The 14,328-nt window shown below is 63.3% G+C and carries 16 protein-coding genes; 15 read left to right on the top strand and 1 reads right to left on the bottom strand.

Annotated elements, in window-relative coordinates:
* The first annotated feature begins 43 nt into the window (after positions 1–43).
* From lfgG to BN1119_RS18325, 7 genes are all read left to right on the top strand, one after another.
* Entirely contained in the window at positions 44–829 is a 786-nt protein-coding gene (gene lfgG / locus BN1119_RS18295; protein WP_042001600.1) for a lateral flagellar basal-body rod protein LfgG, read from the top strand.
* Complete coding sequence (flgH, locus tag BN1119_RS18300) at positions 829–1,500, top strand: flagellar basal body L-ring protein FlgH (protein ID WP_042001604.1); 672 nt, start codon at positions 829–831, stop codon at positions 1,498–1,500. Before lfgG ends, flgH begins: the two co-directional genes overlap by 1 nt.
* Positions 1,501–1,508: 8 nt before the next feature.
* Positions 1,509–2,612, top strand: a complete 1,104-nt coding sequence (gene fgIL / locus BN1119_RS18305; RefSeq protein ID WP_042001607.1) for a lateral flagellar basal body P-ring FlgIL — start codon at positions 1,509–1,511, stop codon at positions 2,610–2,612.
* A gap of 9 nt (positions 2,613–2,621) precedes the next feature.
* Positions 2,622–3,014, top strand: a complete 393-nt coding sequence (locus BN1119_RS18310; protein ID WP_042001610.1) for a rod-binding protein — start codon at positions 2,622–2,624, stop codon at positions 3,012–3,014.
* Positions 3,015–3,066: 52 nt separating this feature from the next.
* Entirely contained in the window at positions 3,067–4,386 is a 1,320-nt protein-coding gene (gene lfgK, locus BN1119_RS18315; RefSeq protein ID WP_042001613.1) for a lateral flagellar hook-associated protein LfgK, read from the top strand.
* Positions 4,387–4,530: 144 nt separating this feature from the next.
* Positions 4,531–5,430 carry a lateral flagellar hook-associated protein LfgL gene (gene lfgL, locus BN1119_RS18320; RefSeq protein ID WP_042001617.1) on the top strand — a complete coding sequence of 300 codons (900 nt, stop codon included), beginning with the start codon at positions 4,531–4,533 and terminating at the stop codon, positions 5,428–5,430.
* A gap of 18 nt (positions 5,431–5,448) precedes the next feature.
* On the top strand, positions 5,449–6,453 hold the full coding sequence (locus BN1119_RS18325) for a hypothetical protein (RefSeq protein WP_042001618.1): 1,005 nt from the start codon (positions 5,449–5,451) through the stop codon (positions 6,451–6,453).
* A 67-nt stretch (positions 6,454–6,520) separates the two neighbouring features.
* On the opposite strand, the gene fliB is transcribed toward BN1119_RS18325, so the two are convergent.
* Positions 6,521–7,693 carry a flagellin lysine-N-methylase gene (fliB, locus tag BN1119_RS18330; RefSeq protein ID WP_209434938.1) on the bottom strand — a complete coding sequence of 391 codons (1,173 nt, stop codon included), beginning with the start codon at positions 7,691–7,693 and terminating at the stop codon, positions 6,521–6,523.
* Positions 7,694–7,924: 231 nt separating this feature from the next.
* Between fliB and lafA (BN1119_RS18335) the strand changes: the two genes are divergently transcribed.
* The 8 genes from lafA (BN1119_RS18335) (at position 7,925) to lafS (ending at position 14,322) form a co-directional block, all read left to right on the top strand.
* Entirely contained in the window at positions 7,925–8,785 is an 861-nt protein-coding gene (gene lafA / locus BN1119_RS18335) for a lateral flagellin LafA (protein ID WP_042001620.1), read from the top strand.
* Positions 8,786–8,958: 173 nt separating this feature from the next.
* A complete protein-coding gene (lafA, locus tag BN1119_RS18340; RefSeq protein WP_042001622.1) occupies positions 8,959–9,825 on the top strand; it encodes a lateral flagellin LafA in 867 nt (288 codons plus the stop codon).
* Positions 9,826–9,943: 118 nt separating this feature from the next.
* Positions 9,944–11,227, top strand: coding sequence for a lateral flagellar capping protein LafB (gene lafB / locus BN1119_RS18345; RefSeq protein WP_042001625.1), 1,284 nt, complete (start codon positions 9,944–9,946; stop codon positions 11,225–11,227).
* Positions 11,228–11,266: 39 nt separating this feature from the next.
* Complete coding sequence (lafC, locus tag BN1119_RS18350; protein ID WP_042001628.1) at positions 11,267–11,659, top strand: lateral flagellar export chaperone LafC; 393 nt, start codon at positions 11,267–11,269, stop codon at positions 11,657–11,659.
* Between the two features lie 124 nt (positions 11,660–11,783).
* Complete coding sequence (locus BN1119_RS18355) at positions 11,784–12,122, top strand: hypothetical protein (protein ID WP_042001631.1); 339 nt, start codon at positions 11,784–11,786, stop codon at positions 12,120–12,122.
* Complete coding sequence (locus BN1119_RS20295; protein WP_042001634.1) at positions 12,113–13,120, top strand: flagellar hook-length control protein FliK; 1,008 nt, start codon at positions 12,113–12,115, stop codon at positions 13,118–13,120. Before BN1119_RS18355 ends, BN1119_RS20295 begins: the two co-directional genes overlap by 10 nt.
* 31 nt (positions 13,121–13,151) lie before the next feature.
* Complete coding sequence (gene lafF, locus BN1119_RS18365) at positions 13,152–13,610, top strand: lateral flagellar basal body-associated protein LafF (protein ID WP_042001637.1); 459 nt, start codon at positions 13,152–13,154, stop codon at positions 13,608–13,610.
* Between the two features lie 7 nt (positions 13,611–13,617).
* Positions 13,618–14,322 carry a lateral flagellar system RNA polymerase sigma factor LafS gene (gene lafS, locus BN1119_RS18370; protein WP_042001640.1) on the top strand — a complete coding sequence of 235 codons (705 nt, stop codon included), beginning with the start codon at positions 13,618–13,620 and terminating at the stop codon, positions 14,320–14,322.
* Positions 14,323–14,328 lie beyond the last annotated feature (6 nt).

The following is a 14,328-nucleotide window of genomic DNA, read 5'->3' on the forward strand; positions in this document are numbered from 1 at the left end:
CCGGTCAGGGACCGGCTCCTCATGAACGCAGTGGAGAGAGACGATGCACGCAGCATTATGGGTCAGCAAGACGGGGCTGTCGGCACAGGATGCCAAGATGGCCAGCATTTCCAACAACCTGGCCAACGTCAACACGGTCGGTTTCAAGCGGGATCGGGTGGCCTTCGAGGATCTGTTCTATCAGGTTCAACGCCAGCCGGGTGCCCAGCAGGATCAGCAGAATCTGGCGCCGATCGGCATCCAGATGGGCAATGGCGTGCGGGTGGTCGGCACCCAGAAGGTGTTCACCTCGGGCCAGTTCCAGAACACCAATCAGGAGCTGGACATGGCGGTGGTCGGGGCCGGTTTCTTCGGGGTAGAGCGCCCGGATGGCGAGACCGCCTACAGCCGCAATGGCCAGTGGCATCGCAGCGCCGAAGGGCTGCTGGTCAACGCGGATGGCCTGCCCATGCTGCCCCAGATCCAGATCCCGGACAACGCCACCAAGATTTCCGTCGGCACGGACGGCACAGTGAGCGCCACCCTGCCGGGTCAGCAGGAGAACGTGGAGCTTGGCCGTATCACCCTGACCAACTTCGCCAACCCGGCCGGACTGGAGGCTCTGGGGGGCAACCTGTACCGGGCCACCGGGGCCTCCGGCGAGGCGATCGAAGGGGTACCGGGTGAAGATGCCATGGGGGCCATCAAGCAGTACACCCTGGAGAGTTCCAACGTCAACGTGGTGGAGGAGATGGTGGACATGATCACCACCCAGCGCGCCTACGAGATGAACGCCAAGGTGGTCTCGGCGGCGGACCAGATGCTGAAGTTCGTGACCCAGGCCCTGTGATGATGAGCGTGTTAAGGCAGAGTCTCTGGCTGGTGCTGCTGCTCGGTGGCTGCGCCACCTATGAGCTGCGCGCCCCCGAGCCGGGTGAAGAGCAGTGGGCGCCGTCGCGTCCCAACCTGCCCGCGGTGGCCAGCGGCGAGGATGGCAGCCTCTATCGCGACAACTATATGTTCACCCTGTTCCAGGACAGGCGGGCCTACCGGGTCGGCGACATACTGACCGTCATGCTGGAGGAGCGTACCCAGTCCAGCAAGAAGGCCAACACCAGCACCAGCAAGAGCAGCAGCCTCAATGTGCCGGCCCCCTCCATCGGCGGTGTCTCCCGGCCCGACTGGGGCGCGACCCTGAGTGCGGATCGCGACTTCGATGGCGGCGCCACCTCCAGCCAGCAGAACACCCTGTCCGGCGCCATCACGGTCACCGTGGCCGAGGTGATGCCCAACGGCGTGCTCGGCATTCGCGGCGAGAAGTGGATCCGCCTCAACCAGGGGGATGAGTATGTGCGCCTCGGCGGCATGGTGCGGGTCGAGGATATCGATCAGAGCAACCGCATCTCTTCCCAGCGCATCGCCGATGCCCGCATCACCTATGCCGGGCGTGGCGCCCTGGCCGACAGCAATCAGATGGGCTGGCTGAGCCGCTTCTTCAGCTCCGCCTTCGCGCCATTTTGAGGACCCCTATGAACAAGTTGCTTCTGACCCTCTGCTGTCTCGTGTTGCCCCTGCTGGCCACGGCGGCCCCCAGCAAGCGCGCCCTGCTCGACATAGTGGACGTGCAGGGGCTGCGCACCAACCAGCTGGTGGGCTATGGCCTGGTGGTGGGTCTCTCGGGCACGGGGGATCGCAGCCAGGTCAAGTTTACCGGCCAGTCCATGGCGAACATGCTCAAGCAGTTCGGGGTGCAACTGCCCGACGACATAGACCCCAAGCTCAAGAACGTGGCCGCGGTCTCGGTGCAGGCGACCCTGCCCGCCCTGGCGGGCAAGGGGCAGCTGGTGGACGTGACCGTCACCTCCATCGGCGATGCCAAGAGCCTGCGGGGCGGCTCATTGCTGCTCACCCCCCTGCGCGGCATCGATGGCGAGGTCTACGCGGTCGCCCAGGGCAACCTGGTAGTGGCCGGGGTCAAGGCGGAGGGGCAGTCCGGCTCGTCCGTCACCATCAATGTGCCGACCGCGGGCATCATTCCCAACGGCGCCATCATAGAGCGGGAAGCGGTGAACAACTTCGCCAGCAAGCCCGAGGTGACCCTCAACCTGCATCAGCCGAACTTTCGTACCGCGCGCAACGTGGAACGGGAGATCAACCGCCAGCTCGGCCCCGTGGCCAAGGCGGTGAGTGCCGGACGCATCCAGCTTGCCGCCCCCAAGGACGAGAGCCAGCGCATCTCCTTCATGGCGCTGCTTGAGGACATCCAGATCGATCTGGGCAAGGAGCGGCCCAGGGTGGTCTTCAACAGCCGCACCGGCACCGTGGTGATGGGGCAGGGGGTCAAGGTGCGCAAGGCGGCGGTCAGCCATGGCAGCCTGACGGTCACCATAGGGGAGAGCCAGACGGTGAGCCAGCCCAATGCCTTCTCCAACGGCCAGACCACCACCACCCCCAACTCCCAGATCCAGGTCGATCGGGAGCGCAACAACATGTTTGTCTGGCCGGAAGGCACCTCCCTCGAGGTGATCGTCAAGGCGGTCAACTCCCTGGGGGCGACCCCGGATGACGTCATGGCCATACTGCAGGCCCTCGATGAGGCGGGTGCCCTCGAAGGCGAACTGGTGGTCATCTGAGGATTTATCATGACTAAAATCACGTCCGAACCTGGTTTTTATCAGGATCTCAACGAGTTGCAGCAGATCAAGAGCAACCCGGACCAGCGGGCCGCCCTCGACGCCGCCGCCGGCCAGTTCGAGGTGGGTTTCCTGCAGACAGTGCTCAAGCACATGCGGGCCGCCACCGATGCCTTGCAGGATGAGGATGACAAGCTGATCAAGGGGGAGGGGCTCTACCGCGACATGTATGACAGCCAGCTCGCCATGAGCCTGGTGCAGCGCGGCGGCCTGGGGCTCAAGGAGCAGATGGTCAGGCAACTGGATCCCGCATTAAAGAATCCCGACACCCTGGTCGCTTCACAGGAGCAGGGACTGGCCGCCTTCCAGCAGCCCCTGACCCGGATGAAGAAACCGGGCTGAGGCGATGCCAGCCTCCTCGTCCCCCAACCGCCAACATAAGGAAAGCTGACAGATGTCACTGCTCAATATCGGCTTCAGTGGTCTCAACGCCGCCCAGATAGCGTTGAATGTCAGCGCCCAGAACATCGCCAACGCCAACACCACCGGCTATTCGCGCCAGGAGGCCATGATGGGCAGCCTGTCCGGTTTCGGCCGGCTGGACAACGGCATGGGGGTGGAAGTGGTCGGGGTGCGCCGGATCACCGATGACTACCTGGTGGCCCAGCACTGGCGGGCCGGTTCCACCCTCGGCTCCTCTTACGCCTTCCATCAGTACATCAACACCACGGAGCAGCTGCTCGGCAGCGAGTCCATGAACATCGCCAAGGGGCTCGACAGCTTCTTCTCCTCCCTCAGCGCCGCCCTGGACAGCCCGGAAACCCCGGCCCAGCGCAGCCAGATCGTCAGCTCGGCGGGGGCGCTGGCCAACCGCTTCAACCAGCTGAGCGAGAGCCTGCTCACCCAGGAGAAGCAGATAGACGATCAGCTCAACGGCAGCGTCAGCCAGGTCAACAGCTACCTGAGCCAGGTGGCCGAGCTCAACAAGCAGATCGGCGATCAGGCCTCCAAGGGGGTCAACACCTCCGTGCTGGAAGATAGCCGGGATCAGGTGATCCGCGAGCTCTCCACCCTGATGGAGGTCAGGGTCAATCGCCAGAGCGATGGCTCGGTGGCCCTCAGTCTGCCCCAGGGCCAACCCCTGGTGCTGGGAGCGAGCAGCAGCACCCTCTCCATCAAGGGGGACACCCTCTCCCTCCATTTCGGGCCCCAGACGTTCGAGGTTCCCCAGCTCGGTGGTGGCACCCTGGCCGGGATCCTGGCCTATCGGGTCGAGGTACTGCGCCCGACCCGGGACGAACTGGGCCAGATCGCCAGCAAGCTGGCCGATGAGTTCAACGCCAAGCAGATGAACGGCATCGACCTCAATGGCGGTGCGGGCAAGGCGCTGTTCGTCTACGACCCCCTGGATCCCGCCGGTACCCTCAAGCTGGCCGCCGGGTTCAAGGGAGAGGATCTCGCCTTCGCCCAGGCGGGGGGCGGTCAGGGGGACAACCGCAACCTGCAGGCGCTGCTCACCATCAAGGATGGCCAGTATGACGCCTACGGCAGCCTGCTCGGCAAGATGGCGGTACAGAGTGGCCAGGCCAAGGCCGAGCTGGATGCCAATGCGAATCTGGAGCAGCAGCTCTCCCTCAAGCTGAGCAGTGTCAGCGGCGTCAACACGGACGAAGAGGGGGTCAAGGTGATGGCCTATACCAAGGCCTACCAGGCCAATGCCAAGGTGATCAGTACCTCGGATCAACTCTTCACTTCTCTCCTGAACATGTTCTGAGGCTAGCTCCATGATTGTCAGCACCTGCCAGTACCAACTCTTCACTTCTCTCCTGAACATGTTCTGAGGCTAAGTCCATGAATGTCAGCATCAGCAAATACCCGCTCTTCACCTTTTTCCTGAACATGTTCTGAGGAATTCTCCATGCGCGTCAGTACCAACCAGATCCAGCTCAGCATGCTCGGCAACCTGCAACAGGGCTTCGGTGACTATGCCCGGCTCGACCGCCAGATAGCGAGCAACAAGCGGATCCTGCAACCCTCGGACGATGCCATCGGCAGCGTGCGCCTGCAGGGGCTGCACAAGGAGCAGACGGCCATGGCCCAGTATCAGAAGAACATCTTCAATGCCAAGAGCCAGCTCTCCCAGGGGGAGCAGCAGCTCGATACCATGACCAACATGCTGATGCGGTTGCGGGATCTGACCCAGCTGGCGGCCAACGGCAGCATGTCCCCCGATGACAGGGCCGCGGTGGCCAGCGAGCTGGCGGTGATCAAGGATGGTCTGCTGGATCTGGCCAATGGCCGCAACGAGAGCGGCTCCAGCCTGTTCGCCGGCAGCCAGGTCGACAAGACCGCCATCGTCAAGGATGCCGGCGGCAACTACCAGTATCAGGGGGACGCCCTGGTGCGGGAGGTGGTGGTGGCCAAGGGGGTGACGGTGGGCATCAATCACACCGCCGACAGCCTCTTCATCCAGGGCGGCGACTTCTTCAAGCAGCTGGACGATCTGGTGACCCTGCTGGAGACCTCGACCGGCGATGTCAACGCCGAGGCGGGGGCCATGCTGGATCGCAGTCAGCACCTGCAAGACGAGATCAGCCAGATGGTGAGCGGCATAGGGGCCCGCATCAACCTGCTCGACCAGATAGACGAAGGCCATGCCGAGAAGACCCTCTATAGCAAGGAAGTGAGCAATCAGATAGAGTCCCTCGACTATGCCGAGGCGGTGACCAAGCAGGCCCATGTGCTGATGGCGCTGCAGGTGCAGCAGCAGGCCTTTGCCAAGGTCAATGGCCTCAGCCTGTTCAACTACATTCCCTGACACCAGTAAGGACCCAAGATGCAGATCCAGCAGACCCGACCGGGCGCAGTGGCCGAGGCCCCTGCCCAGCTCAAGTTGCGCGGACAGTCATCGGTCCAGGGCAAGGGCAAGGCGCGCCAGCAGGGGGCCATGGAGCGTCAGCCCAATGTGGCGCGCCTGGAGCGCTGGGCGTTGATCGGAACGGCCCAGCAGCGCATCGCCCATGCCCAGGGGGGCGAGCAGGCCCTCAGCCAGGTGTGGGGCGAGCTCAAGCGGCTGGAGCGCCAGCTCTCCCAGACCACCAGCGCCGGCGGTGAGATAGTGCAGCGCCTGCGCGCCCTCGAGGAGCGTCTGACCGGGGCGAACGCCCCTCTCACCGACGAACTCAAACCCAGGCTGCTTGGCAAGGACGACAGCCGGGTGCGCTATGGGGCCGAGCATCTGGAACTGCTGACCGCCAAGCCCACGGCCGAACGACTGGTACTGGCCTTTCCCGTCAGCAACAGCGCGGTGGAAGTCATGATTCCGGCCGGTGCCCAGGGCCAGGAAGTGATCAGCCGGCTCGACACCGCCCTGGCCAGGGAGCAGATCCAGGCCAGGCTGAACGAGCAGGGCAAGCTGGAGCTGAGTCTGCCACAGGCGCACAAACGCAAGCTGGACGAACCCGTGCTCATCAGCGGCGAGGGGATCCGCATCCCGGCGGGCAACCCTGTGCCGGTGCGGTTCAAGCAGCAGCCAGGCCAGCTCGGTCTGCTGGGGGAGGGGCTTGGTCGCGGCGAGATCCGCCAGGAGCAGCGTCGCCTGCACAAGCTGCTCGGCGAGATAGAGCAGTCGGTGCGCGAGCTCAAGCAATTTCGCCAGAAGATGGTGCAGCAGCTCGATCGGGTCAAATCCCGCAGCCAGAGCCTCAAGCTGGAGGAACTCGAGCAGCTGCAGGGCCGACTCAATGCCCAGCTCAAGGAGGGGGGATTCGCCGGCACCATGGCGGGCCTGCTGGCCCAGGCCAATGTCTCCCGCCAGAACGTGGTGGCCCTGCTGGCCTGATCCCTCGTGCGTCCGCTGATCCCACAACACCCCGTGACCCGGGGTGTTGTCGTTTTCGGCCCCCGGGTCAGCCCGTCTTGAGCAAGGCGTAGAGGGTGAGATCGCTGGCGAGACCCGATGCCTCCAACCCCTGCTCCAGGGTGCTCAGGAAGCTGGCGTTGTGCTGGCGAACCGTGTGATAGCTGTAGAAGAGATCCGTCACATCCCCCTCGGTCAGGGGCGCATCCCCCATTGCCAGCAGGCACAGATAGCTGCGCAGCAGGAAGTAGTCCGCGATCAGCAGGCGATAGGCCAGCTGCGGGCTCTGCTCCTTGGCGGGGAACTGGTTGTGATAGACGTAATAGAGCAGGTGATTCTGCTGGATATGGGGGCGCTCTGCCAGGAAGGGGGCGACCCGCTCGTGCCAGCACTGGTGCAGGCTGGCGAGCTTTGCCTCATCGAATTCTCCTTCCAGCACCCGGTTGATGGTCTCCAGGCAGCGGGTCATGGTCGCGCGCCCGCGCCGCTGCTGGTTCTGGTTGTTGAGCATCAGCAGATGGGTGAGGGTGCGCAGCGCCCACCACTGGATCTTGCCGATGAAGGGGAGCTGGGCGAACGCCGTGGCGAGCTGGCCCTGCTCTATCATGGGCACCATCTGCGCGAGGAAGGTCTGGTTCGATACCTTGCTCTCATCCCTGTGGATCAGCATGCCGATGAGCCAGAGCCGCTCCTCCACCGTCATGGCGTCCGCCAGCAACACATCGATGCTCAACATGTGCAGTGAGGCCAGGGCAGGGGGAATGCCCCCGGGCTTGCCCTTGCCGGTGAAGGGGACCGCCTCCATCGCCATGGCCTGGGGGTCGAGCAGCACCCGGCGGCTCACCTCCGGGCAGGAGAGCACCAGGCTGCGCCTGTGTTGCTCGCCAAACTGGCTTTGCAGCCTGGGGTAGCTCTTGCAGGTCTGGCTGAGGGCCTCGGGGCCCGCCTGCTTGTGGACATTGCACAGCCCGACACCGTCGAGAAAGGGGCAGGCCCCCGCCTCGTTCATGCGGATGGTGCCCCAGTGACCATCGGATTTTTTCACCTTCTGGATATGCTGTTTGGCCGTGCTCTGGATGAGTTGGTCAGGGTGGCTGACGTAGTGGCGATAGGTCTGCTTGTCGATGGAAATGGTCCAGCCATGGCAGCAGTTGTCCTCGCATCGATCGCCGATACATTGAAATTGCTGGTAATACCTGGGGGTCAGCAGGGTGTGGGCCATCTTTTCTCCTTGGGCAGCGTGGACCTCATGGTCGAGCGGGTGGCTGCCCGCGTCGATCTCCGTGGTCCCGGCACTGCAAGAAGGGTGCCCGAAGTGACGAGGGGCGGCGACAGGGGCGACGGAAAATTTTAAAAAAGAGCGATCGCCATTTCATTTTCCCCGCTGGGCGGTCGCTCTTGAGTGGAGTCAACCAATCAGCTGCCCGGCAGCATCTCACTCGAGGAAACGACCATGGGTCTGTCCATTCATACCAACTTCGCCTCTCTGACCACTCAGAGCCAGCTGAACACCACCAACAAGATGCTGGGCACCGCCATGCAGCGTCTGGGTACCGGTCTGCGCATCAACTCCGCCGCCGACGACGCCGCCGGTCTGCAGATGGCTACCCGCCTGCAGGCCCAGTCCAACGGCCAGAAAGTGGGCATGCGCAACGCCCAGGATGCCGTCTCCATGATGCAGACCGGCGAAGGTGCCATGGACGAGATGACCAATATCGTCCAGCGCATGAAGGACCTGGCCACCCAGGGCGCCAACGGCACCACCAGCACCGAAGACTACAAAGCCCTGGACGCTGAGTTTAAGGAACTGAGCAAAGAGCTGACCAACATTGTTGATAACACCACCTTTGGTGGTCAGAAGTTGCTGAAGGGCGGTGCGTTTGAGGTTGCTGGTGGCGTTACCTTCCAAATCGGTGCATCCAGCACTGAAAAGCTGACGGTGGATGTGGAAGCCGCCATGAAGGATCTGACCGGCACTGCAGGAGCTAATGGTATTGCGGACGCTGATATTGTCGCTGGTATAGGTGATCAAACCAAAGCCAGTGACGCGATTACTGCCACAACCAACCTGCTTGATCAAATTGGTTCTGTCCGTTCCTCCTTCGGTGCCAATATCAACCGTCTGGAGCACACGGTGAACAACCTCTCCAACATGAAGGAGAACACCGACATGGCGAACGGTCGCATCATGGATGCCGACTTCGCCCAGGAGACCACCAACATGACCAAGAACCAGATGCTGATGCAGGCTGGCATGTCCGTGCTCTCCAACTCCAACCAGATGACCGGCATGGTGACCTCCCTGCTGCGTTGATGGCCATGGCACTCATCCCCTGGATGAGTGCCTTTTTCCGCTTCCCCCCTCCCGCCCGGTTCCGCTTTTCCCGCATTTTTTCAGTAATTCATTCAAGTCTTGCAGCGCAGCTGTCGCTTCTCTTCTTCGTACGGTTATCCGCTGCGGTCGCAGCCTTCTTCGAGGAATAGATCATGGGTTTGTCCATTCATACCAACTTCGCTTCTCTGACCACTCAGAGCCAGCTCAACACCACCAACAAGATGCTGGGCACCGCCATGCAGCGCCTGGGCACCGGTCTGCGCATCAACTCCGCCGCCGACGACGCCGCCGGTCTGCAGATGGCTACCCGCCTGCAGGCCCAGTCCAACGGCCAGAAAGTGGGCATGCGCAACGCCCAGGATGCCGTCTCCATGATGCAGACCGCCGAAGGGGCCATGGATGAGATGACCAACATCGTCCAGCGCATGAAGGATCTGGCCACCCAGGCAGCCAACGGCACCACCAGTACAGAGGACTACACTGCCTTGAACGCCGAGTTCGGCGAGCTGGCCAAAGAGCTGACCAATATCACAGACAACACCACCTTCGGTGGCCAGTCTCTGCTGAAAAAAGGGGCTGGCAACTTCGAGCAGGGCGCCGTCAAGTTCCAGATCGGTGGCACCGCTGCCGAGACCCTGAGCGTCGATATCTCCGCCGACCTGAAGAAGGTGACCGGTACCACCGGCGGTTCCGGTCTGGACGGCACAGCAGTGAAGGGGGGCGGTATCGCGACCCAGGCAACTGCTAATGCCGCCATCACCGAGATGGATACCTTCCTGAAAGACATCGGTAGCGCCCGTTCCTCCTTCGGTGCCAATATCAACCGTCTGGAGCACACGGTGAACAACCTCTCCAACATGAAAGAGAACACCGACATGGCGAACGGCCGCATCATGGATGCCGACTTCGCCCAGGAGACCACCAACATGACCAAGAACCAGATGCTGATGCAGGCTGGCATGTCCGTGCTCTCCAACTCCAACCAGATGACCGGCATGGTGACCTCCCTGCTGCGTTGATGGTGATGGCAGGCTGCCCCCTTGGGCAGCCTGTTCTTATTGCCTGTCCATGGGAAAGCAGACGCCTGTGTTTTCCCATCGACATGCCGGATGAACCTAGTCTCAAGGGTGTAGCAAGATGCAGATAGATCCCTCCTCCATGGCCTCCCAGCTGATCGCCGCCGAGCGTCAGAACATGGATGCCCTGCTCAATCGCCAGATGGCGAGCGTCAAGGCACAGCAGACGGCGCTGAGCACGCTCAATACCAAGCTCTCCACCTTCCAGACCATGCTCAAGGACTTGAACAAGGCCTCCACCCTGCAAGCCCAGAAGGCCACCCTGTCCCAGGAGGGCTTCATGACGGTGACCAGCAACGGCAAGGCGAGCTCGGGGCAATACAGCTTCTTCGTCGAGCAGCTGGCCCAGGCCCACCAGCTGGGGGTGCAGGTCGACAGCGACACGGATCCCCTGCCGGCGAGCGGCACCCTCTCCCTGGCGGTGAAGGGCAAGACCCTGAACGTGGACCTGGCCGCCCTGCCGGCGGGGGCGACCGTCAAGGATCTGGTCTCCCACATCAACAACGCCACGGACAACCCCGGGGTCAAGGCGACCCTGGTGCGCACCGATGGCAAGGTCAACCTGGTGCTGACCGGCAAGGAGACAGGGGAAGAGAACGCCATCAGCCTGAGCTACAGCGGCGATCCGGCCAGTGCCTTCGCCACCGCCCTGGCGGCCCGCACCGACATCACCAGGGCGCAGGATGCCAAGTTGCGGATGGGGGGAGACAGCCCGCTCACCATCACCTCGGCCAGCAACAAGCTGGAGAATGTGGTCGATGGCCTCACGTTGGAGCTGACCAAGGTCCAGGCGGCCGGGGATCCTCCCATGCAGGTCACCATAGGGCAGGATACCGAGGCCGTGACCGGCTCCCTCAAGCAGTTTGTCGACAGCTACAACGAGCTGGTGGGGGAGCTGGCCAAGATGACCGCCAGCGATCCCAAGTCACCGGGCGCCCTGGCCTCTGACAGTGGGGTGCGCGGTCTCAAGAGCCTGCTGGCCGCCAAGGTGCGGGATCTGCCCAATGGCCTGACCCTGCACAATCTGGGGATCAAGACCGACAAGGAAGGCAAGCTCTCCTTCAACGAGACCGACTTCAACAAGGCGCTGGAGAAGGATCCCGAGCTGCTTGGCAAGGCGCTGATGGGGGATGATGGCCTGCTCAAGCGGATGAGCAACGCCATGGATCCCTATACCAGGCGGGACGGGGTGCTCAAGGGGCGCAAGACGGGTCTGGAGAACAACCAGCGCCGGCTGGACGAGCGGATGGAGGCGCTGGATCGTCGCATGGAATCCGCGTATAAGCGCTACCTCAATCAATTCACCACCATGAATCAGATGATGCAGACCATGGGTTCCCTGTGAGTCGATGTTCGCGTTTTACCCTGAATAAGCGAGTCTTCCATGTTTGAACACCAAGATGGCTATGATGCCTACCAATTTGCCGCGACGCAGGCCAAGGCCGCCAGTGCCGACCCCCATCAGCTGGTGCTGATGCTGATGGATGGCCTGCTCGACGAGATGGCGCGGGCCGAGGGCCATATCCAGGTCAAGCAGTACGAGCGCAAGGGGCAGGCCATCAACAAGTGCCTGCAGATCCTCGGCGGCCTCGACAGCGCTCTGGACATGGAGAAGGGAGGGGAGCTGGCCGCCAATCTGCACCGTCTCTATGACTACTGCGGTCAGCGCCTGTTCGAGATCAGCGTCAGCAATGACCTGGCGGGCTTTGCCGAGGTGCGCCGCATCCTGCTCGAGCTCAAGGATGGCTGGGAAGCCATGGCGGTCAACAAGGGGTGAAGCGGGCGGAAGCTGCGCTTCCCAGATACCCGCTGGCCATGACCCAATACATTGATAATTCATCATTATTTTATGGCCCACTCCTTGCTAGTGGCTATGCAGTACCACTCTTGAGGCCCTTGCCATGCCCGTCAGCAAGCCATCCATATCCAGTGCCGAGTACGAGACCCGCCAGCGCCAGTTGCTGGGGCTGGGTCGACAGTTGCAGCAGCAGGCCCAGGCGGGTCAATGGGATGCGGTGCGCCTGACCGACCAGAGGTTGGCGCAGTTTTGCAACACCCTGGCGGCCAACGCCCCTCTCTGGCATACCCTGCTCCCGGCCCGTCAACAGGTGAGGGAGTGGCACCGCCAGGCCCTCGAGCAGTGCCGGGCCGAGCTGGCGGCGCGCGAGCAGAGCTGGCAGCAGCTCAGCCAGGGACGGGAAGGCCTGCAGGCCTACGATGAGGCGCAATCATGGGCGTGATCCGCAACCTGGATCCTGCTGCCCTGGCCGCGGTCGCCGAGCAGGGCGCCATCCATCGCCGCCAGCCCGCGGACGCCGGACAGGGCTATCAGCCCCTCGAACAGCCCCTCGACCCTGCCGATCTCGCGGCGCTGGCGCAGCCCTTGCCAGGGCAGGAGGAGGCATCGGAGCAGGAGGGCATGACCGATGAGGAGGCGCTGGCCGCCGCCATGGCCGCCTTCCTCGCGCGAGACGGCGCCAGGGGCGGGAGCGACCCCGTGGCCACCGGCTTCTCGCGCCGCGCGGCCGCGCCGTCCATGTCACCCCCCCTCACCCTCGAGACCCTGCAGGCCAGATTCAAGCTGGGTCAGCCTGTTGCCGCACCTGTTGCCGCAGACGGCGGCCAGATCAGCGTGCAGACGCCAGGGGCCTCCCGGGCTGGCGACAGTGGGAGTCCGCGCCCCGCGCTCACACTTCCCCCGGCCCTGCTCGCCGCCCTGGGCGCCGAACCGGCCAGGGGGGAGGGTGCCGAGGTCAAAGGGACGCAAACGCCGACCCTCGTCACCGGCACGCCGGCCCGACAGCCCGACTACCAATGGGCCCCCGCCAGACTGGCGGATAACCCTGCCCAATGGGGGCAGCAGCTGGTGGAGGTGCTGCGTGACAAGGTGGAGATGCAGGTCAATCACCAGATAAAGCAGGCCCACATCAGGCTGGATCCCCCCGAGCTGGGGCGACTGGAGCTCACGGTGCGCATGGAGGGGGACAAGCTCAGCGTGCAATTGAACGCGGCGAGTCCGGCGGTGCGGGACGCCCTGATCCAGTCGATGGAGCGGCTGCGCATGAGCCTGGCCCCCCATCATGCGGGAGGGGTGGAGGTCAACGTGGGCCAGGGCGGCGAGCAGGAGCGACGCCAGGCCTGGCAGCAGGACGAGATCCTGGCCGGGCGGCGGGAGTGGACGGAGGAGGACCCTCAGGATGACACCCGGGGCCGGGACTGGCTCAACACCCTGGTCTGACAGCAATCGAATAACAAGGTAACGAGAGACGATGCGGCGATTTTTCAAGTGGTTGATGGTGATAGTGGCGGCCTGCTGCCTGCTCCTGGTGCTGGCCTATGGCGCCTACCTGAAGCGGGATCAGATTGGCGTCTGGCTCGGTCTGACCGAAGCCAAACCCGAGCTCAGTGCGACCCCCTTGTTCAAACCCATGGAGCGGTTCGTCATCAGCCTGGAGGGGGGCGCCCAGACCCACTATCTGGTGCTGGAGCTGGCGCTGGTCACCCATAATCCGGCGCAGCTGACCGATCTGGAGGAGCTGAGCCCCCTGATCCGCAATGCCATGGTGCAGTATTTCAGCCACAGGACCCTGGAGAATGTGCGCCAGGAGCTGCAGGACATCAGCGCCCTGCAGAGTTCGCTGCTCGGCAAGCTGACCACCACGCTGCAGGGCTATGGCTACCGGACCTATCTGGACGAAGTGCTGATCACCAAGGTACTGGTGCAATAGGTCCGCGATGAATCACTGGGAGCAGCCGAACGCCTTCGCCGCCAAGGAGTCCATCCTGGGGGAGCAGGCCATCCTGATGCGTTATCTGCCGCTGGTGAAGCGGGCGGCCAGCCACCTGCGCAGCCAGGTCAGTGCCAGCTTCGATCAGGACGACATGGAGCAGGTGGGCATGATGGGGCTGCTGGAGGCCTGGCGCCGCTATGATGGCGAGCCGGATCAGCAGTTCGAGAGTTATGCCTTCAAGCGGATCCGCGGCGCCATGCTGGACGAGCTGCGTCGCCTCGACTGGCGCCCCCGCCAGTTGCGCCAGCAGGTGCATGTCTACAACCAGGCCCAGCGTGAGCTGCACAACCAGGGAGGGCGGGCACCGACCGAGCAGGAGCTGGCCGCCGCCCTCGCCACCTCGGTGGAGGAGGTGCGCCAGCTCGCCTATGCCAGCCAGGCGGAGGCCTTGCAGAGCCTGGAGGAGTGGCTGGAAAACGGCGGACGGGCGCCGAGCGCCGAATCTGACGATGCCGACCTGGCCATGACCCTTGCCAAGGTGCTCGCCACCCTGGACAAACGGGAGCAGTTATTGCTTTCCCTCTACTACCAGCATGAGCTGAACATGAAGGAGATAGCCCTGGTGCTCGGCCTGACCGAGTCGAGGGTCTGTCAGCTGCACAAGCAGTGCGTGCTTCAGCTCAAGAAGCAATTGGTCGATTCCATCTAATTCATG

Origin of the sequence: Aeromonas bivalvium, assembly GCF_000819765.1 — a bacterium.
Classification (GTDB): domain Bacteria; phylum Pseudomonadota; class Gammaproteobacteria; order Enterobacterales; family Aeromonadaceae; genus Aeromonas; species Aeromonas bivalvium.

Bases quoted from the DNA above. Each gene is read 5' to 3' on its own strand.
- lafS (WP_042001640.1), top strand. From the start codon at position 13,618: ATGAATCACTGGGAGCAGCCGAACGCCTTCGCCGCCAAGGAGTCCATC.
- lfgK (WP_042001613.1), top strand. From the start codon at position 3,067: ATGTCACTGCTCAATATCGGCTTCAGTGGTCTCAACGCCGCCCAGATA.
- lfgG (WP_042001600.1), top strand. From the start codon at position 44: ATGCACGCAGCATTATGGGTCAGCAAGACGGGGCTGTCGGCACAGGAT.
- lafB (WP_042001625.1), top strand. From the start codon at position 9,944: ATGCAGATAGATCCCTCCTCCATGGCCTCCCAGCTGATCGCCGCCGAG.
- lafC (WP_042001628.1), top strand. From the start codon at position 11,267: ATGTTTGAACACCAAGATGGCTATGATGCCTACCAATTTGCCGCGACG.
- lafA (WP_042001622.1), top strand. From the start codon at position 8,959: ATGGGTTTGTCCATTCATACCAACTTCGCTTCTCTGACCACTCAGAGC.
- lafA (WP_042001620.1), top strand. From the start codon at position 7,925: ATGGGTCTGTCCATTCATACCAACTTCGCCTCTCTGACCACTCAGAGC.
- flgH (WP_042001604.1), top strand. From the start codon at position 829: ATGATGAGCGTGTTAAGGCAGAGTCTCTGGCTGGTGCTGCTGCTCGGT.
- fliB (WP_209434938.1), bottom strand. From the start codon at position 7,693: ATGGCCCACACCCTGCTGACCCCCAGGTATTACCAGCAATTTCAATGT.
- BN1119_RS20295 (WP_042001634.1), top strand. From the start codon at position 12,113: ATGGGCGTGATCCGCAACCTGGATCCTGCTGCCCTGGCCGCGGTCGCC.
- fgIL (WP_042001607.1), top strand. From the start codon at position 1,509: ATGAACAAGTTGCTTCTGACCCTCTGCTGTCTCGTGTTGCCCCTGCTG.
- BN1119_RS18325 (WP_042001618.1), top strand. From the start codon at position 5,449: ATGCAGATCCAGCAGACCCGACCGGGCGCAGTGGCCGAGGCCCCTGCC.
- BN1119_RS18310 (WP_042001610.1), top strand. From the start codon at position 2,622: ATGACTAAAATCACGTCCGAACCTGGTTTTTATCAGGATCTCAACGAG.
- lfgL (WP_042001617.1), top strand. From the start codon at position 4,531: ATGCGCGTCAGTACCAACCAGATCCAGCTCAGCATGCTCGGCAACCTG.
- BN1119_RS18355 (WP_042001631.1), top strand. From the start codon at position 11,784: ATGCCCGTCAGCAAGCCATCCATATCCAGTGCCGAGTACGAGACCCGC.
- lafF (WP_042001637.1), top strand. From the start codon at position 13,152: ATGCGGCGATTTTTCAAGTGGTTGATGGTGATAGTGGCGGCCTGCTGC.